This window comes from Streptomyces sp. NBC_00286 (genome assembly GCF_036173125.1).
Lineage (GTDB): Bacteria > Actinomycetota > Actinomycetes > Streptomycetales > Streptomycetaceae > Streptomyces.
Genome location: NZ_CP108054.1, coordinates 1,525,163 through 1,548,032 on the forward strand (window position 1 = coordinate 1,525,163; position 22,870 = coordinate 1,548,032).

The 22,870-nt window shown below is 70.0% G+C and carries 18 protein-coding genes and 1 pseudogene; 10 read left to right on the plus strand and 9 right to left on the minus strand.

The window, feature by feature from the left end:
• Positions 1 to 52 precede the first annotated feature (52 nt).
• Both OHT21_RS07010 and OHT21_RS07015 read left to right on the plus strand, forming a co-directional pair.
• Positions 53 to 478, plus strand: a complete 426-nt coding sequence (locus tag OHT21_RS07010; protein WP_328767383.1) for a MarR family winged helix-turn-helix transcriptional regulator — start codon at positions 53 to 55, stop codon at positions 476 to 478.
• A 53-nt stretch (positions 479 to 531) separates the two neighbouring features.
• Positions 532 to 1,290: an IclR family transcriptional regulator gene (locus OHT21_RS07015; protein ID WP_328767384.1), complete on the plus strand. Its 759-nt coding sequence runs from the start codon at positions 532 to 534 to the stop codon at positions 1,288 to 1,290.
• A 1,065-nt stretch (positions 1,291 to 2,355) separates the two neighbouring features.
• Here OHT21_RS07015 and OHT21_RS07020 read toward each other — a convergent pair.
• Positions 2,356 to 4,131, minus strand: a complete 1,776-nt coding sequence (locus OHT21_RS07020; protein WP_328767385.1) for a sulfatase-like hydrolase/transferase — start codon at positions 4,129 to 4,131, stop codon at positions 2,356 to 2,358.
• Positions 4,132 to 4,701: 570 nt separating this feature from the next.
• On the opposite strand from OHT21_RS07020, the pseudogene OHT21_RS07025 reads away from it, so the two are divergent.
• From OHT21_RS07025 to OHT21_RS07045, 5 genes and pseudogenes are all read left to right on the plus strand, one after another.
• A pseudogene (locus OHT21_RS07025) lies at positions 4,702 to 5,646 on the plus strand (glycoside hydrolase family 16 protein); the annotation flags it as partial.
• 189 nt (positions 5,647 to 5,835) lie between these two features.
• Positions 5,836 to 6,768, plus strand: coding sequence for a glucose-6-phosphate dehydrogenase assembly protein OpcA (gene opcA / locus OHT21_RS07030; protein WP_328767386.1), 933 nt, complete (start codon positions 5,836 to 5,838; stop codon positions 6,766 to 6,768).
• A 60-nt stretch (positions 6,769 to 6,828) separates the two neighbouring features.
• Complete coding sequence (gene gnd, locus OHT21_RS07035) at positions 6,829 to 7,707, plus strand: phosphogluconate dehydrogenase (NAD(+)-dependent, decarboxylating) (RefSeq protein ID WP_328773981.1); 879 nt, start codon at positions 6,829 to 6,831, stop codon at positions 7,705 to 7,707.
• Between the two features lie 14 nt (positions 7,708 to 7,721).
• A complete protein-coding gene (locus tag OHT21_RS07040; RefSeq protein WP_328767387.1) occupies positions 7,722 to 8,309 on the plus strand; it encodes a histidine phosphatase family protein in 588 nt (195 codons plus the stop codon).
• Between the two features lie 45 nt (positions 8,310 to 8,354).
• On the plus strand, positions 8,355 to 9,818 hold the full coding sequence (locus OHT21_RS07045; protein WP_328767388.1) for a membrane-associated oxidoreductase: 1,464 nt from the start codon (positions 8,355 to 8,357) through the stop codon (positions 9,816 to 9,818).
• A 6-nt stretch (positions 9,819 to 9,824) separates the two neighbouring features.
• On the opposite strand, the gene OHT21_RS07050 is transcribed toward OHT21_RS07045, so the two are convergent.
• The 3 genes from OHT21_RS07050 to OHT21_RS07060 all read right to left on the minus strand — a co-directional run bounded on the left by OHT21_RS07050 (position 9,825) and on the right by OHT21_RS07060 (position 11,484).
• A complete protein-coding gene (locus OHT21_RS07050; RefSeq protein WP_328767389.1) occupies positions 9,825 to 9,947 on the minus strand; it encodes a hypothetical protein in 123 nt (40 codons plus the stop codon).
• A gap of 463 nt (positions 9,948 to 10,410) precedes the next feature.
• Positions 10,411 to 10,671 carry a hypothetical protein gene (locus OHT21_RS07055; protein ID WP_328767390.1) on the minus strand — a complete coding sequence of 87 codons (261 nt, stop codon included), beginning with the start codon at positions 10,669 to 10,671 and terminating at the stop codon, positions 10,411 to 10,413.
• 66 nt (positions 10,672 to 10,737) lie between these two features.
• Positions 10,738 to 11,484 (minus strand): TetR/AcrR family transcriptional regulator, encoded by a 747-nt coding sequence (locus OHT21_RS07060; protein WP_328767391.1) that lies wholly within the window; start codon positions 11,482 to 11,484, stop codon positions 10,738 to 10,740.
• Positions 11,485 to 11,603: 119 nt separating this feature from the next.
• On the opposite strand from OHT21_RS07060, the gene OHT21_RS07065 reads away from it, so the two are divergent.
• Positions 11,604 to 13,289: an MFS transporter gene (locus OHT21_RS07065; protein WP_328767392.1), complete on the plus strand. Its 1,686-nt coding sequence runs from the start codon at positions 11,604 to 11,606 to the stop codon at positions 13,287 to 13,289.
• Positions 13,290 to 13,362: 73 nt separating this feature from the next.
• On the opposite strand, the gene OHT21_RS07070 is transcribed toward OHT21_RS07065, so the two are convergent.
• Complete coding sequence (locus tag OHT21_RS07070) at positions 13,363 to 15,153, minus strand: bifunctional sugar phosphate isomerase/epimerase/4-hydroxyphenylpyruvate dioxygenase family protein (RefSeq protein WP_328767393.1); 1,791 nt, start codon at positions 15,151 to 15,153, stop codon at positions 13,363 to 13,365.
• A 182-nt stretch (positions 15,154 to 15,335) separates the two neighbouring features.
• Positions 15,336 to 16,211, minus strand: coding sequence for a shikimate dehydrogenase (locus OHT21_RS07075; protein ID WP_328773982.1), 876 nt, complete (start codon positions 16,209 to 16,211; stop codon positions 15,336 to 15,338).
• Between the two features lie 182 nt (positions 16,212 to 16,393).
• Here OHT21_RS07075 and OHT21_RS07080 point away from each other — a divergent pair, with 182 nt between their 5' ends.
• Both OHT21_RS07080 and OHT21_RS07085 read left to right on the plus strand, forming a co-directional pair.
• Complete coding sequence (locus tag OHT21_RS07080; RefSeq protein ID WP_328767394.1) at positions 16,394 to 17,059, plus strand: TetR/AcrR family transcriptional regulator; 666 nt, start codon at positions 16,394 to 16,396, stop codon at positions 17,057 to 17,059.
• 167 nt (positions 17,060 to 17,226) lie between these two features.
• Positions 17,227 to 18,567, plus strand: a complete 1,341-nt coding sequence (locus OHT21_RS07085; protein ID WP_328767395.1) for an MFS transporter — start codon at positions 17,227 to 17,229, stop codon at positions 18,565 to 18,567.
• 421 nt (positions 18,568 to 18,988) lie between these two features.
• On the opposite strand, the gene OHT21_RS07090 is transcribed toward OHT21_RS07085, so the two are convergent.
• The 3 genes from OHT21_RS07090 to OHT21_RS07100 form a co-directional block, all read right to left on the minus strand.
• Positions 18,989 to 20,833: a hypothetical protein gene (locus OHT21_RS07090; protein WP_328767396.1), complete on the minus strand. Its 1,845-nt coding sequence runs from the start codon at positions 20,831 to 20,833 to the stop codon at positions 18,989 to 18,991.
• 103 nt (positions 20,834 to 20,936) lie between these two features.
• Positions 20,937 to 21,833, minus strand: a complete 897-nt coding sequence (locus OHT21_RS07095) for a carbohydrate ABC transporter permease (protein WP_328767397.1) — start codon at positions 21,831 to 21,833, stop codon at positions 20,937 to 20,939.
• Positions 21,830 to 22,741, minus strand: coding sequence for a carbohydrate ABC transporter permease (locus tag OHT21_RS07100; protein ID WP_328767398.1), 912 nt, complete (start codon positions 22,739 to 22,741; stop codon positions 21,830 to 21,832). The genes OHT21_RS07095 and OHT21_RS07100 overlap by 4 nt, the downstream gene beginning before the upstream one ends.
• Positions 22,742 to 22,870: the final 129 nt, after the last annotated feature.

The window sequence follows — 22,870 nt, forward strand, 5'->3', positions numbered from 1 at the left end:
CGGCCAGCCGCACGCCACGAACCCCGACGCCATCGACGCTCAGGAGCCGTGGATGCGCGGGCTGCACTCGGACACCGGCTACCTCCTGTACCGGATCGGTCTGCGCTCCGGGCAGCTGTTCAACGCGTTCCTCCAGGAGTCGGGGCTACGACTGCGCCACTACGCGCTGCTGCGGTACCTGACCACCACGGAGGGGGCACTCCAGCGGGAGCTGAGCGCTCGCCTCGGATACGACCCGAGCGCCATCGTCGGCCTGGTCGACGACCTGGAGAAGCTCGGTTTCGCCGAGCGCCGCCCGTCCCCCGACGACCGCCGCAGCCGGATAGTGGCCCTGACGGAGGACGGCCGGTCGTTCCTGCGCGACTCCCACGAAGCGGGGCGGCGGGCGACGAGCGCGCTGCTCCATCCGCTGGATGCAGCCGAGCGGGACACGCTGCACACGCTTCTACAGCGGATCGCCGAGTCCGAACTGGGCTGAGTTTTGTGACTGGTTGAGCTTGGACAACGCTTGGAAAAAGCTTGGACGACCCGATGACCGTACGTTCGGCGCCCGACCGCCTCCTCGCCGTGCTCGCCGCCTTCGACCACGATCACCCGGCGCTGTCCCTCACGGACATCAGCCGCCGGGCCGGGCTCTCCCTCACCACCGCCCACCGGCTGGTGGGTGCGCTCAGCGAGTGGGGTGCGCTGGAGCGCGACGCGTCCGGGGCGTATCACGTGGGCCTGCGCCTGTGGGAGGTCGCGGCGCTGGCGCCGCGCGGGCTGGCGCTGCGGCAGGTCGCGCTTCCGTACCTGGAGGACCTGTACGAGGCCACTCACCAGAACGTGCAGATGGCGGTGCGCGACGGTGACGAGGTCGTCTACATCGAGTGGATCTCGGGCCACTCGGCGGTCGGCGTGCACATCCGGGTGGGCGCGCGCTGGCCACTGCACGCGACGGGTGTCGGACTCGCGCTGCTTGCTTTCAGCGACGTGGCGTCCCAGGAGGCGTACTGCGCGCGGCCGCTCGTCGCCTTCACGCCGCACACGATCACTGACCCGGCGATCCTGCGCCGCGTCCTGGCCGAAGTGCGGCGCACGGGCGTGGCGGTGAGCAGCCGTCAGGTGACGGAGGACGCCCTGTCGGTGGCGGCACCGGTCCGCAACGCGGACGGCTCCGTCGTCGCGGCGGCCTCGGTGGTGGTACCGGAACGCGACGCCCAGGTACCGGCGTTGATCCCGGCGGTACGGCTCGCTGCACTGGGGATTTCGCGGGCACTGGGGTGGCATCCGCGTGCCTCCGGCGGTTGAGCGGGTTGCCTCCGGCGGTTGGGCGGTTGGGCGGTTGGGCGGTTGGGTTCGTTGTCGGCTGACGGTTCGTGGTGGTTGCTCGCGGGGTGCCTCCGGCGGTTGGGCGGGTGCGGGTGCGTTGTGGCTGGTCGCGCGGTTCCCCGCGGGGTGCCTCCGGCGGTTGGGCGGCTGCGGGTGCGTTGTGGCTGGTCGCGCGGTTCCCCGCGGGGTGCCTCCGGCGGTTGGGCGGGTGCGGGTGCGTTGTGGCTGGTCGCGCGGTTCCCCGCGGGGTGCCTCCGGCGGTTGGGCGAGTGCGGCGCCGTTGTGGCTGGTCGCGCGGTTCCCCGCGGGGTGCCTCCGGCGGTTGGGCGAGTGCGGCGCCGTTGTGGCTGGTCGCGCGGTTCCCCGCGGGGTGCCTCCGGCGGTTGGGCGAGTGCGGCGCCGTTGTGGCCGGTCGCGCGGTTCCCCGCGGGGTGCCTCCGGCGGTTGGGCGAGTGCGGCGCCGTTGTGGCCGGTCGCGCGGTTCCCCGCGGGGTGCCTCCGGCGGTTGGGCGAGTGCGGCGCCGTTGTGGCCGGTCGCGCGGTTCCCCGCGGGGTGCCTCCGGCGGTTGGGCGGCTGCGGCGCCGTCGTGGCTGGTCGCGCAGTTCCCCGCGCCCCTTAGGTGCGTGGTGGGTGCGGGGCCGCGGGCCGGTGCGTCAGCCCGTCGCCAACAGGGCATACGGCCCCTTGCTTCCACAGGGTGCTGGTGTGCCCAGACCGAAGCTAAGCGACGGGCATAGGACGCACCGGCCCACGTCCCCTCCCACCGGAGGGAAGCTGCGGGTAGTCGGGGGTCCGGGCTTTTCCGCGCGGGCGGGTTCGGGGCGCGGGCCCCTTCCGGGACGCGGGCCATTTCGGTTCGCTTGCTCTTCCGGGTGCGGGCTTTTCGGTTCGCTGGCTCTTCGGGGTGCGGGCAGTCGCAGGTTTTTCAGGGGCGCGGGGAACTGCGCGACCAGCCACAACGCACCCGCAGCCGCGACACAACATGTCACCCCACCCCGGTAGGCACCCCACCCACCCGCGGTGGACGCCCAACCCGGCGGAGCTCAGGCCGCGCTGCTGGTGTGGGCGGTCGCGGCATACCGCACCGGCGCCCCCGCATGTCGCGCGGTCCCCACGCAGCTGAGCCACCCACCCTCGACGGTAGGCGTAACCGTCCACCGCCCGGTGACCCGCCCACCCGCAGCAACAAAGTCCGCGCTCACCGACCCGAGCGCCTGCACACTCCAACCCCCAGGAACCCGGAGTTCAAGCCCAGCCCCAGTCCACGGCTTGGCGGAGCCATTCGCAAGCGTGGCCGTCACCACAAACCCGTCGCCGCGCGAAACGACATCAAGCGAAACCCCGAACGGCTTGCGCTCGTACTGGTCCGCCCAAGACGCCCGCATCAACCGCACCAACGCATCCGCCTCACCAGGCCGCTTAGACGCGATGTCATCCCGCTCACCGGGATCCCTGGCAAGGTCGTACAACTCGACCTCCCACTGATCATCGGGCACGTTCCGATCCTGCCCAGGCGCAAACCGCACCGCCTTCATATCCCCCCGCCGCAACGCCTCGGCAAGCCGCCGCCCCCGCCACCGATCGATGGCATCGGAACCCGGAGTCCGCCCACTGTGGTTGCGGTAGAAGTACAAGTGATCATGGCGGGCGACGGCATCCGCGCCACCCCGCAACAGCGGCGCGATGGACAGCCCGTCGACATCCGCCGGGGCGGGCGCGCCCGCGAGCTCGGCCAGCGTCGGCAGCAGATCGGTGAGCGGAGTCGGCCGATCCGTGACGCCGGAGCGAACCCGCTTCGGCGACCAGGCGATGAGCGGAACGCGGATACCCCCCTCGTACAAGTTCCGCTTGATCCCACGCAGGCCGCCGCTCGCAGCGAAGAGCCCGGGGTCGGTACGCCCCTCCTCGTGCGGCCCGTTGTCACTGGTGACGATCACCACGGTCCGGTCCGCTATGCCGAGCGACTCCAGCCGCTTGGTGACGTTGCCGACGAGCGCGTCGAACTTGCTGACCTGCGCGGCGTGCAGCTTGTCGGGCCGCGGCCAGGGGCGGGAACCGTACGCCCCCATCTCGGGCGCGCGGCTCGGCGCGTGCGGCAGGGTGGGCGTGAGGCAGAGGAGGAAGGCCTCGTCCTTGTGCGCGTCCATGAAGTCGAGGGCGCGGGCCTCGAGGAGGTCGGGCGCGTAGGCCCGTCTGGCGCCGTCTTCGTTCTCCGGGATCTCCTCCCGCTCGGCGTTGCGCCACAGGTACGGCGGGTAGTAGTCGTGCGCGTGCCGGTGCGAGATGTAGCCGTAGAACTCGTCGAAACCACGGGCGTTGGGGTGGCTCGGCTGGTTCGGCTCCTCGGGGCCGAAGCCCCACTTGCCGACCAGCGCGGTGCGGTAGCCGCGGGCGCGCAGGGCCTCGGCGAAGGTGAAGTCGCGGTCGGTGAGGGCCGCTTGGCCTCCGGGCCCCCACGGGTTCTCCCGTACGGTCGCATGCCCGCTGTGCAGTCCGGTGAACAGGGAGCAGCGCGAGGGCGCGCAGACCGGGGCCGCCGCGTAGGCGTCCGTGAAGCGCAGGCCTTCGGCCGCGAGGGCATCCAGGTGCGGGGTGCGGATCAGCTTCTGTCCGTACGCTCCGAGCTCGCCGTATCCGAGGTCGTCCGCGAGGATCACCACGAAGTTCAGCCCGTTCGCCGGGGATTGGGCGGCGGGCACGACGGGGGCCTGCGGAAGCGCGTCGGTGTCCGGGGTCGTGGCCGACTCGCAGGCCGTGGCCGCCCCTGTGACGCCGAGCGCGACTGCGGTCCCGGCGAGGAAGCGACGGCGGCTGGGCATACGTGTTCTCCTGTGCGTGGTTCAGTGAGCGTGGTGTGCGGCGTCCGTGGCCGACGAGGAAGATGAGGAAAGGGATACTCGGACCCACAACGCGGCACACGGTAGGAAGTCAGAAACAGCCCGAAGGTTCCCACCATTTGACGCTCGGCTTGATTTTTTTCGTGCGCGGCTTGATCGCGCCGTCTGATTCGCGTCTCGTGGCTGGTTCCTTCTGCTCCACGCCCCCCGGCGCGCCCACTGATCCACGCGGACAATATCCGCCTCACCGGTGAGGACGTAGGCCGGGGGCCCTGGCGGATGCGCCAGGGTTCTGCCCGATGCGGCGGGGCGCCGCCGGTTGCGGATCCGGCCCCGACCCTGTGACCGGGGGCTTCGCCCTCCGGGCGCCCGCTCTTCCCCTTCGTTCAGAGTGTGAACTCCGCTCCCCCGCAAGCACTTTCTCTGCTTTACCTCTTGACGACTGACGTGACAGAGAGCACATTGTCGGGCGCGGCTTCATTGAGAGCGCTCTCAACAGCCTCTCGGTGGATCCCCCACCCGCACCCCCACACCACCGTGAACGAGGCATCCATGAGTGGAACCCATAGCAGGCGCAAACCCCTGAAGCATGTGCTCATCGCCGTACTGAGCACACTGGGCCTGGCCGCGGGCGCCGCGGCGATCACCCTGCCCGCGAACGCGTCTCCCCCACCGCCCCCGTCCGGCTGGACCGAGGTGTTCACCGACGACTTCAATGGCGCCGCCGGCACCGGCGTCAACCGCGACAACTGGCAGTACGCCACCGGCACCGGCTACCCAGGCGGCCCCGCCAACTGGGGCACCGGCGAGATCGAGACGATGACCGACAGCACGGACAACGTCTCGCTCGACGGCAACGGCAACCTCCGGATCACGCCACGCCGCGACGCCTCCGGCAACTGGACCTCCGGCCGCATCGAGACCAATCGCACCGACTTCGAACCGCCCGCCGGAGGCAAGCTGCGCGTCGAGAGCCGCCTCCAGACGCCGAACGTCACCGGCGCCGCGGCCAGGGGCTACTGGCCCGCGTTCTGGATGCTGGGCGAGCCGTACCGCGGCAACTACCAGAACTGGCCGATGGTCGGCGAGCTGGACATCATGGAGAACACCCAGGGCCAGAACACGGTGTTCGCCACCATGCACTGCGGTACCGCCCCGGGCGGCCCCTGCAACGAGAACACCGGCATCGGCGGCTCCACCGCGTGTCCCGGCGAGGCCTGCACGGCCGGCTTCCACACCTTCGCCCTGGAGTGGGACAGGTCGAGCGACATCGAGGAGATCCGCTTCTACGTCGACGGCGACAACTACCACACGGTGCGCGAGAACCAGGTCGACGCCACGACCTGGACCAACGCCACCGACCACGGCTTCTTCATCATCCTGAACGTCGCGATGGGCGGCGCCTTCCCGGCCGCGCACGGCGGCGGCCCGGACGCCGCCACCGAGCCCGGCCACCCGATGGTCGTCGACTACGTCCAGGTCCTCCAGTCAGCCGGCTGACACCAACGCCACCTCGGGAACCCCCCACAAGGGGCGGGCCCAACGGCCCGCCCCTTCTCCGTGTCCGCGCCCGCTCCCCGCCCGGGAATCCCCGGCCCCCGCGCGTGGTTGATCCCAAGCGGTCGCCACCTCGCTCGACGACAATGGGGTTCCGGCACACAAGAACGGACGGAGCTGGCGCAGGCCATGAAAATCGACCTGACCGACACCACGGCAAGCAAGATCAACAAGGCCCTCGTGGAAGGCCGCCGCGCCATCGGCACCCCCGCCGTGGGCATGGTCCTGACGATGGTCATCGTGACGGACGAGGAGAACGCGTACGACTCGATCAAGGCGGCCGAGGAGGCCTCGCACGAGCACCCCTCGCGCACCCTCGTCGTCATCCGGCGCGTCTCCCGCACGCCCCGCGACCGCACGAAATCCCGCCTCGACGCCGAGGTACGGGTCGGCGCGGACGCGGGCACCGGCGAGACGGTCGTACTCCGGTTGTACGGGGAGACAGGCGACCACGCCGACTCGGTGATCCTCCCGCTGCTGCTCCCGGACGCCCCCGTTGTCGTGTGGTGGCCGGTGGACGCCCCCGAGGTCCCCGCGAAGGACCCCCTCGGCGCGCTGGCCCAGCGCCGGATCACGGACATGTATGCGCTCGAGGCCCCGCTCATCGCCCTGGAGCAGCGCGTCGCCTCGTACGCACCGGGCGATACCGACCTCGCCTGGACCCGGCTGACTCCGTGGCGCTCGATGCTGGCCGCGGCCCTCGACCAGGCCCGTGCGGACGTGATCTCCGCCGCCGTGGAGAGCGAGGCCGAGAACCCGAGCGCCGAGCTGCTGGCCCGCTGGCTGGAGGCCCGGCTGCGAGTGCGGGTCGAGCGGGTGGTCACCCCCGGCCCGGTCGTCACGGGCGTACAACTCGACACCGTGAACGGCGAGGTCCGTATCGACCGCCCCGAAGGCCCGCTGGCCACCCTCTCCCTGCCCGGCCAGCCCTCCCGCACCCTCGCCCTGAAGGTCCGCCCCACGTCCGAGCTGATCGCCGAGGAACTGCGCCGCCTGGACGCGGACGACATGTACGCGATCGCCCTGCGCGGTGCCGACAAGGCGGGGAGCGGCCGTGTCTGACGCACCGTCCACGATTGCCGACCACCACGCGCTCATAGGAAGCGAAAGGGCATGACAGCCATGGAACTTGGCCTGATCGGTCTCGGCAAGATGGGCGGGAACATGCGCGAGCGCATCCGCCGGGCCGGGCACACCGTCATCGGCTACGACCGCAATCCCGAGCTCTCCGACGTCGGCAGCCTCACCGAACTGGTCGGCCGGCTCCAAGGCCCGCGCATCGTCTGGGTGATGGTCCCGGCCGGCGGCCCGACCCAGTCGGTCGTCGACGAACTCGGGGACCTGTTGGAGGCCGGCGACACGGTCGTCGACGGCGGCAACTCCCGCTGGACGGACGACGAGAAGCACGCCGAGGAGCTCGGGGCGAAGGGCATCGGCTTCGTCGATGCGGGCGTCTCGGGCGGTGTGTGGGGCCTGGAGAACGGTTACGCCCTCATGGTCGGCGGCGACAAGGAGCACGTGGACCGGCTCCAGCCGATCTTCGAGGCACTCAAGCCGGAAGGACCGTACGGCTATGTCCATGCGGGCAGGGTGGGCGCCGGGCACTTCTCGAAGATGGTTCACAACGGCATCGAGTACGCCATGATGCAGGCCTACGCCGAGGGTTGGGAGCTGCTGCAGGCGGCCGACTCGGTCACGGACGTACGCGAGGTGTTCCGCTCCTGGCAGCAGGGCACCGTCATCCGCTCCTGGCTGCTCGACCTGGCGGTCGACGCCCTCGACGAGGACGAGCACTTGGAGAAGCTGCGCGGCTATGCGCAGGACTCGGGTGAGGGCCGCTGGACGGTCGAGGCGGCCATCGACAACGCGGTACCGCTGCCGGCGATCACCGCGGCCCTCTTCGCGCGGTTCGCCTCCCGGCAGGACGACTCGCCGCAGATGAAGATGATCGCGGCGCTGCGCAATCAGTTCGGCGGCCACTCCGTCGAGTCGGCGAAGTAGGCGATGTAACGGTCATGGGCGACCTTCTCCTGATCCGCCACGGCGAGACCGAGTGGAGCGCGTCGGGTCAGCACACCAGCCGGACCGACCTGCCCCTCACCCGGCGCGGCGAGGAACAGGCCAAGTCCCTCGCTCCACTTCTGGCGGGCCGGTCCTTCGCGCTCGTCCTGACCAGCCCGCTCGGTCGCGCGGTGCGCACCGCTGAACTCGCGGGCCTGTCGGGGGCGGTGGTGGACCCGGACCTGCATGAGTGGGAGTACGGCGGCTACGAGGGCGTTACCACCGTCGAGATCCACCGCACCCGTCCCGATTGGGGCTTGTGGACGGACGGGGCGCCGCCCGGTCCGGACGGGCACGCGGGCGAATCGCCCGGGCAGGTGGGCGAGCGTGCCGACGGCGTCTTGTCGCGCATCGCCCCGGTGCTCTCCGAGGGGGACGTGCTGCTCGTGGCCCACGGGCATTTCCTGCGGGTGCTGACGGCTCGCCGACTGGGGCTGCCGCCGTCGGACGGGCGGCTGTTCCGGCTGGAGACGGGGACGCTGAGCCGGCTGTCGACGGAGCACGGGTGGCCTGTCATCGCGGAGTGGAACATCAGGGCGTAACCGGCGAGTTGACACCCGCCTCGGGCCCCGTCAGAGTCCCCGCTGATGGAGATCAACGATCTGACGGCGGCCGAAGAGCGGGTGTGGCGGGCGTTTTCCCGCGGGGAGTCCGTGGACTTCCACTCCGGAACCGACGAGGACGTGGCGGACGGGGCCGACTGGGGGCCGGAACGGACCGTACGCGCCGAGGTGTTGCGGGCGCTGCTGCTCAACGGCCCTCAGGAGGAGGGCGAGATAGCACTGCTCAGTCTCATGGGCGCTCGTGTCTCCGGGATGCTCGACCTCCAGTACGCCACGGTCGACCACCCCGCCCGGCTGCGGCACTGCTACTTCGACGAGGTTCCACGCTTCTACGCCTGCCGGCTCGGCGAGCTGAACCTCAGTGAGTCGGTCCTGCCCGGGCTCACCTCCCACGCCGTGCAGGTGGAGGGCGTGTTGCGGATGACCCGTTCCCGGTTCCGGGGGCTCGTGCGGCTCGGCGGGGCGCAGATCGCGGGGAGCCTGTACATGGAGGGCGCCGAGTTCAGCGCGCCGGATGCCGCGGAGCCGGTGCTGCAGCTCAACCAGATGACCGTCGGCAAGAACCTCCATGCCCCCGGGCTGAAGGCGCACGGGCAGATACGGCTCAACGGCGCCACCGTCAACGGATCGGTCAATCTCACCGACGCCCGCCTTCGCCACCCCGGCCAGGTCGCCCTCGACGCCATGACGCTCGCCGTGGAGGGCGACCTGCTGCTGCGGCAGGCGGACGTCGAGGGTTGGATCGGGCTGCGGGGCGCCCGTGTCGCCGGCCGCCTCGACCTGTCGCACGCGCGTCTGTCGAACCCCGGCGACATGGCGCTACGGGCCACCAGCTGCACGGTCGGAGAACTGTGGCTGCGCAGAGGCGAACCGCTGGACGGCGGCCTCAACCTGCGCCGGGCCCAGGTGGAAGTCCTGTTCGTGGAACCGGAGAAGCTGCCGGACACAGTCCATCTCGACGGTCTCAGCTATACGACCCTCACCCCACACGAACCCGCCGAACGCCGCCTGCCCATGCTGGAGCGGGACAGCGACGGCTATGTCCCGCACGCCTACGAGCAGTTGACCGCCGCCTACCGCCGTATCGGCGACGACGACGCGGCCCGCGTCGTCCAACTGGCCAAGCAGCGCCGCCACCGTCGCACACTTCCCTGGTACGGCCGCCTCTGGGGCCAGGTCCAGGACGCGACCGTCGGCTACGGCTTCCGCCCGCTGCGCGCCGCGGTCTGGCTCCTTTCACTGCTGGCGGTCGGCTCGATCTCATACGCCCTGCACCACCCGCCGGCCCTGAAGCCGGACGAGGCCCCGCCCTTCAACCCGGTCTTCTACACCCTCGACCTCCTCCTCCCGGTGATCTCCTTCGGCCAGGAGGCCGCGTTCGCCCCGAAGGGCCCGTACCAGTACCTGTCGTACGTCCTGGTCCTCACCGGCTGGATCCTGGCCACGTCGGTCGTCGCGGGCGTGACGCGGACGGTCAGCCGACAGTGACCCCCTTCATGCACGGCGATCCAGCGTCAGTTCTGGTTCGCCGTGCGCGTCGGGCTCGCCGAGCAGCGCCGTGAAGGCCTCGGTGCGCACCTTCAGTGAGCACTCACAGGTCATGCTCAGGGGCCTCATGCCCCCGATCCTTAACGCACCGCGAACACGTCAAGGTCCTCCGGTACGCCGGGTTATGGGCCCCGCAGGGCAACCAGTCATACCGGCCCTGGGGCCGCAGCCTGCCCGCCTTGATCGCCACTCACGCTGCTCGGCCCCTACTCCCTCTCACGATCCGAGCGGGTCTATTCGCTTCTCCACAGAGTCGGCTGGAAGGGCCCGGGCTGACCGCCGCTGTGGGATCTCACCAACTACGTACAGGGATACACCGCTGCAAAAATCACCCGGCGCGGCAGCCAACTCACCCCCGCCGAGGTGAAGGAACTGCGCGGCCAGACCCAACGTTGCCTCGACCGCCAGGAGGAACTCCACCACGTTGGTCCGGCACGTCGGCGTCAGCAACGACTTCGGCGGCTCCTTCCAACTCGGGCTGGACGTCGTACTCGACGGGATCAAGGCCCAGATCGGCACGTAGAGCCGGGGGTCAACGACTGCTGGCCACCGCGTGTCGCAGAATCGCCCGAGCCATGTCGTCGTTGCGCCGGAAGAAACCCGCATTGGCGCCGGCGTGCGCGAACTGCTCGGGTCCGGCAACGTACCAGGTGGGGTGGATACGTCCGTCGGCGTCGAGCGGATGGCCGTCCCGGATCCGCATGGCGCCCGTCGGCCGCAGCTGTCCCGTGGAGTCCGCTGCCATGGCCTCACTGATGTGGCCTGCTTCCGTGACCAGAACAGAACGTGTCATCGTCCGATCCCCCACTCTCCCGACTCGGGATCCCGAGTCGAACGCCTCTCAGCCGCCGTCACGCGATCATCCCGCGCGGCTGTCGACGAGTTGCTCGATGCCGTCGAGGAGCCGCTGCAGACCGAAGGTGAACTGGTCACCGGAGTACGGCCTGGCTCCCGCCTGAAGCGCTCGCTGGAGCGCCGGATACCGGTCGAAGTCGACCAGGTGCCCCAGCGTGTGGTCGCGCTGCTGGATCTCCGGGGCGATCCCGCTCTCCTCGTCCCACGGACCTGCCGCCTCCGTACGGAGCCGGCCCAGCCCGCGGACATACGCGTCGACGGACTCGATCACGGACAGCTTCTCCGCTTCGCTGAGGCTGGTGTCCTCGAAGATCCGCAGTGCCGAATCCAGCCAGCGCAGCATGTTCGGGCCCGGAACCTGCTCGGCGGCCCCCAGTTGCAGGACCCAGGGATGCTGCCGGATCTCCTGCCAGTCGTCGAGCGCCAAGGCCTCCAGCTTGTCGCGCCAGCTGCCGGGCCGCTCGTGCGGCAGAATCCGGCCGACCGCGACGGCATCGAGCATCAGAGCCTCCAGCTCGGCCCTGCCCGGCACGTACGTATAGAGGGACGCGACACCGACACCGAGGTGCGCGGCCACCCGGCGAAGCGACATGGCGGACGGTCCGTCCCGTTCCACCACCTCGATCGCGGCATCGACGATCCGCTCCACGGTCAGTCCGCGTGCCGGCCCACGTGACCCGCGCGCGTCCCCTCCCCAGAGCAGGGCGAGAGCACGTTCTTGCGTGGCCGGGGCAGTCACCTGATGCGTCATCGGGGCGCTCCGCACTCAACTCTTTGCGATCACAACTTAACTCAGTCTACCGTTCGGAGTTAAGCGAACAGTGCTCGGAGTTGGAGCGATACATGATCGGAGAACCTCCCCCCACGCCTGTGAAGAGCACAAAGGCAGGTCGCCAACGCGAGGAACGCACCCTCTACGCCAGCACGCTCACCAACGGCCCCAACGAACTGTTCGACTTCCTCCTGCCGCTATGGGCCGGCGCCACGCTCGGGCTCAGCGCCACCGAGATCGGCATCCTGCTAGCCGTGGAGATGGCCCTCTCCGTCATCGCGCGGCCGATCGCCGGAGTACTCGCCGACAGCTTCGAGCGTCGCTACGTCGCCGCGACCGGAGCCTTCCTGTACGCGGCCTCGGCCGTCGGCTACGCCCTCGCGCACTCCGCGCCCACCGCCTACGCCGCCGCCGCGGTCGGCGGAGTGGGCGGCGCGCTGCTGTGGGTCGGCGTCCGCGCCATCGCCAGCGAACGTCTCGCGGAGGACTCCGCGGTCTTTCCACGGCTCCTCGCCGCGCAGGAGACGGGCTCCTGGGTGGCCTTCGTCGCCGGTATGGCGCTGATCGGCCAGATCGACTTCGACGGCATCTTCTGGGCCTGCGCCGCGGCCTGTGTGCTCGCCGGCTCGCTCCTGCTCTCCTCGCCCCGTCGGCAAACGCCACGTCGCAGCGACACGGAAGGCACGGCCGCCGCGGGTCTCGGTGCCATCGGCCGCAAGCTGCGCCCCATGCTGGGCGCCGTGGCACTGACCATGGCGGCCGAGGCAGCGATCTCGCTCCTGCTGCTCCTGCATCTCCAGCGCGAGTTCGACCTCAGCGTGCTGCAGGTGGCGTACGTGTTCCTGCCCGGTGCGATCGCGATGAGTATCGCCGCGGAACACCTGCACACTTACGTCGTCCGCCTCGGCCGCACGCGGATCCTGATGCTCGCCTCCCTGGCCAGCACAGCCTTCGCAGCCGGCCTCGCCTGGGCACCCAACCCCTACGTCATCGCCGCCCTGTGGATTCTCAGCGGTCTAGCCTGGGCCGCGGTCATTCCGATCCAGCAGTCGGTGATCGCGGAGGCGTCGGGCGACCACGCGGGCCGCGGCATGGGCGTGTACGAATCCGCCAAGCTGCTGGGCGCGCTGGCCGGGTCCCTGGCAGCGGGCGTGCTCTACGACGCCGTCGACTGGACCGTCGCGTGTCTCGGCGCGGCGGCGCTGATCCTGGTCGGTGCCGTGGTCGTCCCCCGAGCCGTAAGACGCCTCGGCGTCGCTGACGTACCACCACCGCCGCCGGATCCACAGCCACCGGCCGAAGAAGAGGACGACTTGCCCCCGGTCGAGACCGGCGGCAAGGCCGAAGCGGAGAAAGACATGATGCCGGTCGCCGCGGCAGCAGACGCGGCCGCGCCACCCGCGGACGCGCACACAGCCACGGCCGCCCGTACGAAGAACAGCAAGGACAGCAAGAACGACGCGGACGTGTCACCACCGAAATCCCAACAGCAGTTGGTACGGGAACTCGGCCAGCACGCGGTGGCGTACGTCGCCGCCCAGGTCATCCTGTTACTCCTGGGACTGTCGTGGCTCCACTCCCTGATCACCGGAGACAGTCTCGACGTGCTGATCAGCGGCACGGGCCGGGATGAGGGCCTGTCCGGTCTCCTCGAAGGCGTCGGCAAGATCTGGACGTTCGTCCTGCTCGTCCACGCGATGTGGACCGGAACGAAATGTCTCGCCATGTCGATCGGCCAACCCTCCGAGGACCCGCCGACGGACGAACACCGCGAGCGGGGCTGACCTTGTCGTGCTGGTCCACGTCAGATGAATACGGGAACAGCCGAGAATTCCGAGCGGCCGGCGTCCCGGTAAGTCAGGGCACCGGTCGCCGCGCGTGCTGGGCCGCGAGCCGCACCGGGGCGTTCTGGGCGCCGTACCCGCGATAGCCGCCGTCGCGCTGGACCAGCTCGAGGAAGACGCGGCCGACGGTGTGGGTGTAGCAGTGCCGGAAGATGCCGTGCTCGTCGCGGTCGTAGAGGATGCCCAGTTCGCGGTACGTCGCCAACTCGCCCTCGGTGAGGTCGAATCGGGCCGCGAGGTCGTCGTAGTAGTTCGCGGGGATCGGCAGCAGGTGGCCGCCTGCTGCGCGGAAGCGGCGGGCCGCGGCGACCACGTCGGCCGTGGCCAGCGCGATGTGCTGGGCGTGGACCGTGTCGTCCGTCGGGGCCGCGCCGACGGTGAGGGCGATACGGACGCTGCCGTCGGCGTTGGTGACGGCACGGCTGCGCAGCAGACCGTACGGGTCGGCGACGTCCACGCTCTGCTGCGCCCGCAGCCCGAGGACACTGCGGTGGAAGAGGGCCGCTTCGTCGAAGTGGTGCCAGGGCTGGGTGAGGGCGAGGTGGTCGATACGGTGTACGTTCGGGGCTTCTGCGGGGTGCTCGAGGCCCTCGAAGTCGCCGAGCCAGTTGGGCAGTTCGGGTCGGTCCGTGGCGCAGAAGAACAGCTCCGTGCCGTCGGGGGCGGCGACCGCGTCGAGGGGGACGTCCTGTGGTGCACGGCGGCGCGGCAGTACCGGTGCCAGCAGGGCCTCGGCGCGCCGGGCGGCGCCCGCCGGGTCGGGGGACTCGAGGCCGAGCGCGGTGAGCCTTGTGCCGTGGCGGCGATCGGCGGGTCCGGTGTTGACCAGGATGCGGGCCTCGCCCTGCTGCCACAGGTCTACGGGTTTGCCGCGGTGCCGTGCGGTACGGGCGAAACCGAGCGCGCCGAGCAGCGCCGCGAGAGGTTCCGCGTCGGGCGTGACCAGTTCGGCGAAGGCGACGCCGGTGGGGACGACGGGCGCGGGCAGCGACGCGACTCCGACGGTCTCCTGCAAGACGAGGAGGGAGCGGCGGGCGTCCACCGCGGTCGGACCGGCCTCGGCCTGCCGGAACACGTCGTTGAAGACCTCCAGGGAGAGCGTCCCGTCGTAACCGGTGCGCAGCACATACCGCAACAGCCCCGCGACGTCGAAACCGCCCTGGCCGGGAAAGCAGCGGTGGTGGCGGCTCCACTGCAGGACGTCCATCGCGAGCAGCGGGGCGTCGGCGAGTTGGAGGAAGAAGATCTTCTCGCCGGGGAGATCCGCGATGCCCTTGGGATCGGACCCGCGGGCGAGAATGTGAAAGCTGTCGAGGCAGGTGCCGAGCGCCGGGTGATCGGCCCGCTCGACGATGCGCCATGCATGGTCGTACGTACTCACGTGCCGCCCCCAGGCCAGCGCCTCGTAGGCAACGCGCATCCCGAACTCCTGGGCCAGTTCGGCAAGTTGGCGTAGCTGCCGGGCCGCGAGCACGTCGTCGTCCACGGCAAGCGGCGACACACTGGAGCACACCAGCACGGTGTCGGCACCGAGCCGCCGCATGAGCTGGAACTTACGCTCGGCCCGGCGCAGGTTCCGCGCGAACTCGTCGGGCGGCACGGCCTCGATATCGCGCATCGGTTGGTAGAGGTCGATGCTCAGCCCGAGGTCGGCGCACCGGTCGCGGATCTCCTCGGGCGAGAGGGGGCTGGCGAGGAGGTCGTTCTCAATGATCTCGACCCCGTCGAACCCGGCCCGAGCGGCAGCAGTGAGCTTCTCGGTGAGGGAACCACTGAGGGAGACGGTGGCGATGGAGGTACGCATGGGGGGCTCCTTCGAGGCGTCAAGCTTCTGGAGGCTTCACACTGCTGGCGGTGCTTCTCAGGCGCCGGTTCAGGGGGGCGCCCCTTTAGGGGCGCGGGGCTGTGACATATGCGGCTCCGCCGCGTGGGCGCGACCAGCCACCCACAGCCCGCAGCCGACACACGGCACGACCCCTACGGCGCCTAGTCACGGAGACTCACCGCCCCGGCCAACTCACCGATGTCCGCCAGCATCCGGCTGACGTCCGGTTCCCGCCCGGTGAACAGCCGGAAGGCATCGGCAGCTTGGAAGACAGCCATGCCACCCCCATCCAACGTGGCGCAGCCAACCCCACGAGCGGCACGCAACAACTCTGTCTCCAGCGGCCGGTAGACAACCTCGGCCACCCACAGCCCGGGATGCAGCAACCCAGCCGGAAGCGGCAGCCCAGGGTGGGCCGCCATACCCGTAGGTGTGGCATGCACAACCCCGTCGGCGCCGGCGACCAGCGCGGCCAGCTGGTCCGGTCCCGCAGCGGCGGCGCGCCCCGCGCCGAAGCGCCGGTTCAGCTCAGCGGCCAGCGCAACCGCCCGCTCGGGCAGGGCGTCGGCCACGGTCACGTGCCCCGCCCCCAGCGTGAGCATGGCATGCGCAACCGCCGCCCCCGCACCTCCCGCCCCCAGCTGAACCACCCGCTCCAACGGAGCATCAGGCAGCCCGCACGCAAACGAAGCCGCGAACCCGGTCACATCCGTGTTGTGCCCGATCGCACGCCCGTCCTCGAACACAACGGTGTTCACCGCCCCCAGCGCCTCGGCCTGCGGATCAAGCGCATCCAGATGCTCGATGACCAACCGCTTGCAGGGATGCGTGATGTTCAGCCCGTCGAAGCCCAGGTCGCGGGCGGCCCGCACCAGATCCCCCACCGCTTCGGCCGGAACACCGAGGTCGTCGATGTCGATGATCCGGTACAGATAGCGCAGGCCCTGCCGGTCCGCTTCCCGCTCGTGCAGCGCCGGGCTGAGCGACGGGCCGATGCCGGAACCGATCAGTCCGACGAGATACGAGTCCTTGGACAGCACCGAGGGACCTCCTGAGCGCGAGCGGTCGGCTCACTAATGTACGAACTAGTACGTTAGCTATAGCAGCACCGGAGACCCACGGGAAGCCCCCGGCCCACGGTCCGCCCACTCCCGCAGAACAGCCTGGTTCTACAATCTCCGGCACGGCAGCTCGCCGGAGAGGAACGCGAAGGAACCCGATGACCAGCGTCGAAGAACCGGCACGACCCAACGGCCGCATCCGCGACGCCGCCCGCACCAGGGCCGAGATCCTCGACGTGGCGACCCAGGAGTTCGCGCGGGCCGGGTTCACCGGAGCCAGGGTCGACGAGATCGCCGCCCGTACCCGCACCACGAAGCGGATGATCTACTACTACTTCGGCGGCAAGGAGCAGCTGTTCACGGCCGTGCTGGAGCGGGCGTACAGCGTGATCCGGGAGGCCGAGCAGCAGCTGGACGTGGAGCATCTGGACCCGGTCGCGGCCATCCGGCGACTCGCCGAGCTCACCTTCGACCACCACGAGGCGCACCCCGACTTCATCCGCCTGGTCAGCATCGAGAACATCCACGAGGCGGAGCACATCGCCGCCTCCGCGGAACTGGGCAAGATCGGTTCGCCGGCGCTCGACGTGATCGGCCGCATCCTGGTCTCGGGGCGCGAGTCCGGCCTGTTCACGGCCGATGTGGACGCGGTGGACCTGCACGCGATGATCAGCTCGTTCTGCTTCTTCCGGGTCTCCAACCGGCACACCTTCGGCGCACTCTTCGGCCGCGATCTGGTCGCCGCCGACCAGCGGGAGCACTACCGCACCATGCTGGGCGACATGGTGATCGCCTACCTGACGGCGGAGCGGGCCGCGGACTGAGCGTCACGGAATTCTTCGGCGCACCCCCTTGACGCATGCCGAAACGCGGGCGCAACATCTCTGGCCAACCGCTCAATAACTAACCAGTGAGTTCATTAGCGCCTCCGTCCCCTGATCAGCGGGCCCCCATCCCTGCTCAGCGGTCCCCGTCCCCCGAGGAGCACGCCATGTCCGTCCCCGCCGCGCCCCCGGGCCAGCCGAAGAAAGCCGCCACGGCCGCCTGGATCGGCAGTGCCCTGGAGTACTACGACTTCTTCATCTACGGCAGCGCCGCCGCGCTGATCTTCCCGGACGTCTTCTTCGACGAGTCGGACCCGGCCACCGGGACGCTGCTGTCGCTGGCCACGTTCGGCGTCGCGTACGCGGCCCGGCCGGTCGGCGCGCTGTTCCTCGGTCACTTCGGGGACAAGCTGGGCCGTAAGAAGATCATGGTCTTCACGCTGATGCTGATGGGCCTGTCGACGTTCCTCATCGGCTGTCTGCCCACGCGGGAGCAGGTCGGCACGCTGGCCCCGGTCCTGCTGGTCCTCTGCCGCATCCTGCAGGGCATTTCGGCCGCGGGCGAGCAGGCCAGCGCCAACTCCATGTCTCTGGAACACGCGCCGCCGAACCGCCGCGGCTTCTTCACCAGCTTCACGCTCAGCGGCACCCAGGGCGGCCAGCTCCTCGCCACCCTGGTGTTCATCCCGGTCGCCGCGCTCCCCGAGGACCAGTTGCTGGCCTGGGGCTGGCGCATCCCGTTCTGGCTGAGCTTCGTGGTCGCCGTCGTCGGCTACGTCATCCGCCGTACGCTCGACGAGACCCCGACCTTCACCCAGCAGGCCGCCACCGAAGGCGTCCCGAAGATGCCGCTTGCCGTGCTGCTGCGCGAGCACTGGGCGGATGTGCTGCGGGTGGTCGCGGCCGCGCTCGTCGCCTCGGTGAGCACGATCTTCACCGTGTGGGCGCTGTCGTACGCGACCAGCGACTCGGTCGGCATGGACCGCACGTCCATGCTGTGGGTGGCCGCCCTCGCCAACCTCGTCGCCCTCGCCGCGATCCCGCTGTGGGCCACCCTCTCCGACCGCATCGGCCGCCGCCCGGTCTTCCTGCTCGGCGCGGCCGGCAGCGCCGTGACGATGTTCGCCTACCTGTGGGCCATCTCCACGGGCTCGTACCCGCTGGTCCTGGTCCTCGGCATCCTCGCCTTCGGCGTCGTCTACAGCGCGGCGAACGGCGTCTGGCCCGCCTTCTACGGCGAGATGTTCTCGACCCGGGTCCGCCTGTCCGGCATGGCGATCGGCACCCAGATCGGCTTCGCGATCGCCGGGTTCGCCGTCACCTTCGCCGCGCAGATCGCGGGCCCGGACGGCGACAACTGGTCGGCCGTGGCCCTCTTCACCGCCGCGCTGTGCGTCCCGCCGGTGATCGCCGCGCTCACCGCACGCGAGACGCACAAGGTCCCGACGGAGCGGCTCGGCGAGCGGGCCGAGCAGGACACGACCGGCCGCGAGAAAGTGACCGCCTGAGCCTCGGGCAAGGCCCAGGCCTCACACGAGACCCAGGCCCAAGCACAGCCCCAGATCAGCGACGCGCACGGCGAACCAGCGTCAGTTCCGGTTCACCGTGCGCGTCGGGCTCGCCGAGCCGTCCCGACGGAGCGGCTCGGCGAGCAGGCCGAGCCGGACACGACCGGCCGCGAGAAAGTGACCGCCTGAGCCTCGGGCAAGGCCCAGGCCTCACACGAGCCCCGGGCCAAGCCCCAGGTCAGCGACGCGCACGGCGAACCAGCGTCAGTTCCGGTTCACCGTGCGCGTCGGGCTCGCCGAGCCGTCCCGACGGAGCGGCTCGGCGAGCAGGCCGAGCCGGACACGACCGGCCGCGAGAAAGTGACCGCCTGAGCCTCGGGCAAGGCCCAGGCCTCACACGAGCCCCGGGCCAAGCCCCAGGTCAGCGACGCGCACGGCGAACCAGCGTCAGTTCCGGTTCACCGTGCGCGTCGGGCTCGCCGAGCACCGCCGTGAAGGCTTCGGTACGCACCGTCAGGCCCTCCGGCGAACGCTCGCAGGTCACGCTCAGGGGCTCCGTCGCCTCCGGGCCGTAGCGCACCGCGAAGACGTCCAGGTCCTCCGGGGCGCCGGGCGCGGGGCCCGCTTCGAGAGCGGTGGTCGTCCGGATGTGGCTCCAGCCCTGATCGGGGTTGCCGTAACCGCGTGGGTCCAGGGCGAGTTCGAAGGCCGCCTGCTGCTGGGTTACGTCCTGCCGGGCATCGAAGCTGTCCGGGCTGCCGGCCGGCGGGTGCGTCAGCCGGAGATCACCCGCGGCGGCGACGGGCGGCAGCTCGCCGGACCTGCGGAACCGGTCGCCCTCCGCGACGACGTACGGCATCCCGGCGAGCAAGTACCGCTCCCCGCCCAGCCGTTCGACGACAACCGCCATCCACAGCCGGGTGCCGTCCGTGACGTACAGCGACTGGACATGGCGCAGCACATGGTCCCGCCCGACGACGGGCTTGCTGACGAGCTTGGCGGCGAGGTCCCCGGAACGCTGGTCCCGGACCCGGACCGCGCCCATCGGACGGCACAGCAGGAAGCCGTCCGTCACCGGCCCGAACCCGTGCTGCCGCTCGACGGCACCGGCCACCAGCACCGAGCCGGCCGCCTCGATCACGGTGGGCGTCATCCGGTCGTCGAACGACACCGTGACCGTGCCCGCCCGCAGTTGGTGGCAGGCGGGTTCCGTACGCCGTGTGCGGTGCCAGGGCGTGGTGTCCTGGATCTGCCAGACGAGCATGAACGCGAAGTGCCCGTCCACGCCGCCGTCCGCTCCGACCGCGTGCCGGCCCCAGCGGGAGTCCCCGGCGTAGCGGCCGATGTCGGCGCCGATGCGCGCGCTGAAGTACCGCAGTCCCAGGACGGATTCGAAGGCGGAGTGCTGCTCGCTGTAGCGCGGCCCGCCGATGTCGAAGCCGCTTCCCGCGAGCCGTGCGTCGATATAGCGGGCGAGCGCGTCGCCGTCCTCGGCGAAGACGTCCTCGCCGCTGACCCGGTGCGCCTGGGCGAGGAAGGACAGCGAGATCGGCCCGTAGTTGTTGTCGTACGCGCCGCCGTGCTCGGGAGGCAGCGGGGCACCCCGGTCCCGGATGCGACGGGCGCGGATCTCGCTCACGTACACGTGCATCGCTCGCCGCCGTACCAACTCGCCTTCCTCCGAAGGGAGATGGCGGGCGAGCATCAGTCCGCCGACCACGCAGCCGATGGCCTGGTTGGCGGCGTCCTGCGGATTGAAGACCGTGGCCTCGGTCAGCCAGTGCCAGTAACCGCCTGCCACGTCGAGGAGTTCGCGGTACTGCTCCTCGTCGATCAGGCCGTCCGCCGCGTCGAGCACGTTGACCGCCTGGAGCAGCGCCCACACGGTGCTCGGCCAGTCGCCGATGGGGTGCGCGCCGGGGGCGAGTACGTAACGGGCATGCGGCAGACCGGACTTGCGCATCGTCAGGTTCGGGTAGCCGGGGTTGTCCTCGGTGTAGACGCGTGCGCGCAGGTGGAAGTCGAGGCTGCGGCGGACCGCGTCCGGCAGGCGGGGGTCCTTGGTGCGGTGCCAGGCCAGCGCGAGCAGGGAGGTGATGCCGAGCGAGGTGTCACCGATGTCGTCGGTGGCGGCCGGGTGTTCCAGGTTGCCCTCGGGGGTGAGCCGGGCCAGCGCCTGCTCGGTCACGTCGGCCAGCACACGGTCGTACGCGGCCGGATCGTCGGCCAGGTCGTGCAACTGGCCGCGCTGATGCGGGAGATACAAGCTGTTCAGCCCTTCATGCCGGAGGTCGCCGGCGGGGCGGCCGGCCGGCCGGCGGCGCGGGCCGCCGCGCGGACGAACTCGTGGTCGAGCGGGGTGGGCACGGTCAGTCCTTCAATCCTGCGTTGATGTCGGCGTTCATGACATAGCGCTGGAACACCAGGAAGACGACGATCAGCGGAATCATGGAGATGACCGAGCCGCCGAGCACCACCGACCAGTTGATGTTCTGCGCGCCGACGAGGCTCTGGATGCCGATCTGCACGGTGAACTTGTTGGGGTCGTTGAGCATCAGCAGCGGCCAGATGTAGTCGTTCCATCGCCACTGGAACGACAGGATGGCGAGGGTCAGCATGATGGGCCGGGAGATCGGCACCATGATCCGCAGAAAGATCGACAGTTCACGCGCCCCGTCGATGCGGGCGGCCTCGACGAGCTCGTCGGGGACCGTCAGGAAGAACTGGCGGAACATGAAGCATCCGGTCGCGGTGAGCAAGGCCGGGAAGATGATGCCGGCGAGCGAGTTGAACAGGCCCAGGTCACGGGCCACCAGGAACTGCGGGGCGAGCATGACCTCGCCCGGCAGCATCGTCGTGGCGAGGATGCAGATGAAGAACACCTTGAGCCACTTGTTGTCGTACTTGGCCAGCGCGTACCCCGTGCAGCAACTGACTCCCACCGTGAGGATCGTCGCGACCACAGACACGATGGCCGTGTTGATGAAGTACTGGGAGAAGTTGGCGCTCTCCCATGCTGCCTTGTAGCCCGACAGGGTGGGGTCGTCCGGAAACAGCGCCAGGGAGGAGAACAGGTCTCCCGCCGGTTTGAAGGAGCTGAGGACGAACCACAGCACGGGAAACCCGTAGACGGCCGCCAGGACCCACAGCAGTGTCGTCGCGGGCACCGCGCGCCGAAGCCCACCGCGGGCCACGCCGGGCCGCTTCTTGGGAACGGCCCGTCCGGGCTCGGCGTCGACCTTGCGTGGCATGTCTGTGGTTGTCATCGGTTCTCCACCCGCCGGTTGACGATCAGCTGGATGATCGCGACGGCCATCAGGATGAGCATGAGCACGAACGATGCGGCGCTCGCGTAGCCGATCTGGCCCGATTTGAAGCCGGTCTGGTAGATGTACTGGACAAGCAGGTTGTTCGACGTTCCGGGTCCGCCGTTGTTGAGGGCGGCGAACAGCGGATATTCCTTCATCGCGTGGATGGTGTTGAGCAGGATGACAATGAAGGAAGTCGGCGCGATGCTCGGCAGTGTGATGTTGAGGAACTGGCGCCACGGACCGGCGCCGTCGAGCGAGGCCGCCTCGTAGTACGACACCGGTACGTTCTTGATCGCCGCGATGAACAGCAGCATCGAGAAGCCCGTCCAGGCCCAGGATGCCGCCACCACCACGACCAGCAACGACAGGTCCGCGTTCGACTGCCACGGAACGGCACTTCCGCCGAATTTCTCGATGAGGTGGTTGACCAGTCCGAAGTTCTCACCGAACAGCCACCGCCACAGGACACCCACGACGATGGGCGACAGAAGCCACGGGATGAAGAAGAAGACGCGGGCGACCGACACACCCTTGGCGTGCTTGCTCACCAGCACGTTGGCGATGAGCAGCGAGAACACGAAGTTCAGCGGAACGAAGAGCACGGTGTACAGCAGCGTCCGGGTCAGCGCGTCGAAGAAGGTGGAGTCCCCGGCCAGGTTGCTGTAGTTGTCCAGTCCGACGAACTGGAAGGCCCCCACGCCCGTGTAGTTCGTGAACGAGTAGACGAGCCCGATCACCGCCGGCCAGGCGAAGAACAGCGCGAAGAGCACGACATTGCCCGCGATGAGGACGAGCGGCGCAAGGGTGTACTTACTGCGTCTCCTGGGCGGGCTCGCGGACACGTCCGGGGCGCGTTTGGTCATCTTCCTGACTCCGTGCTGGTGGAATGGGGTTCCTGTGGGCTCAGGCCGTGAGCCCGGCATCGCGTGGGTCCCGAGACAGGCCCTGGGCCGGGCGGCGGTGTCTCGACCCCGCCGCCCGGCCCGTCGGCC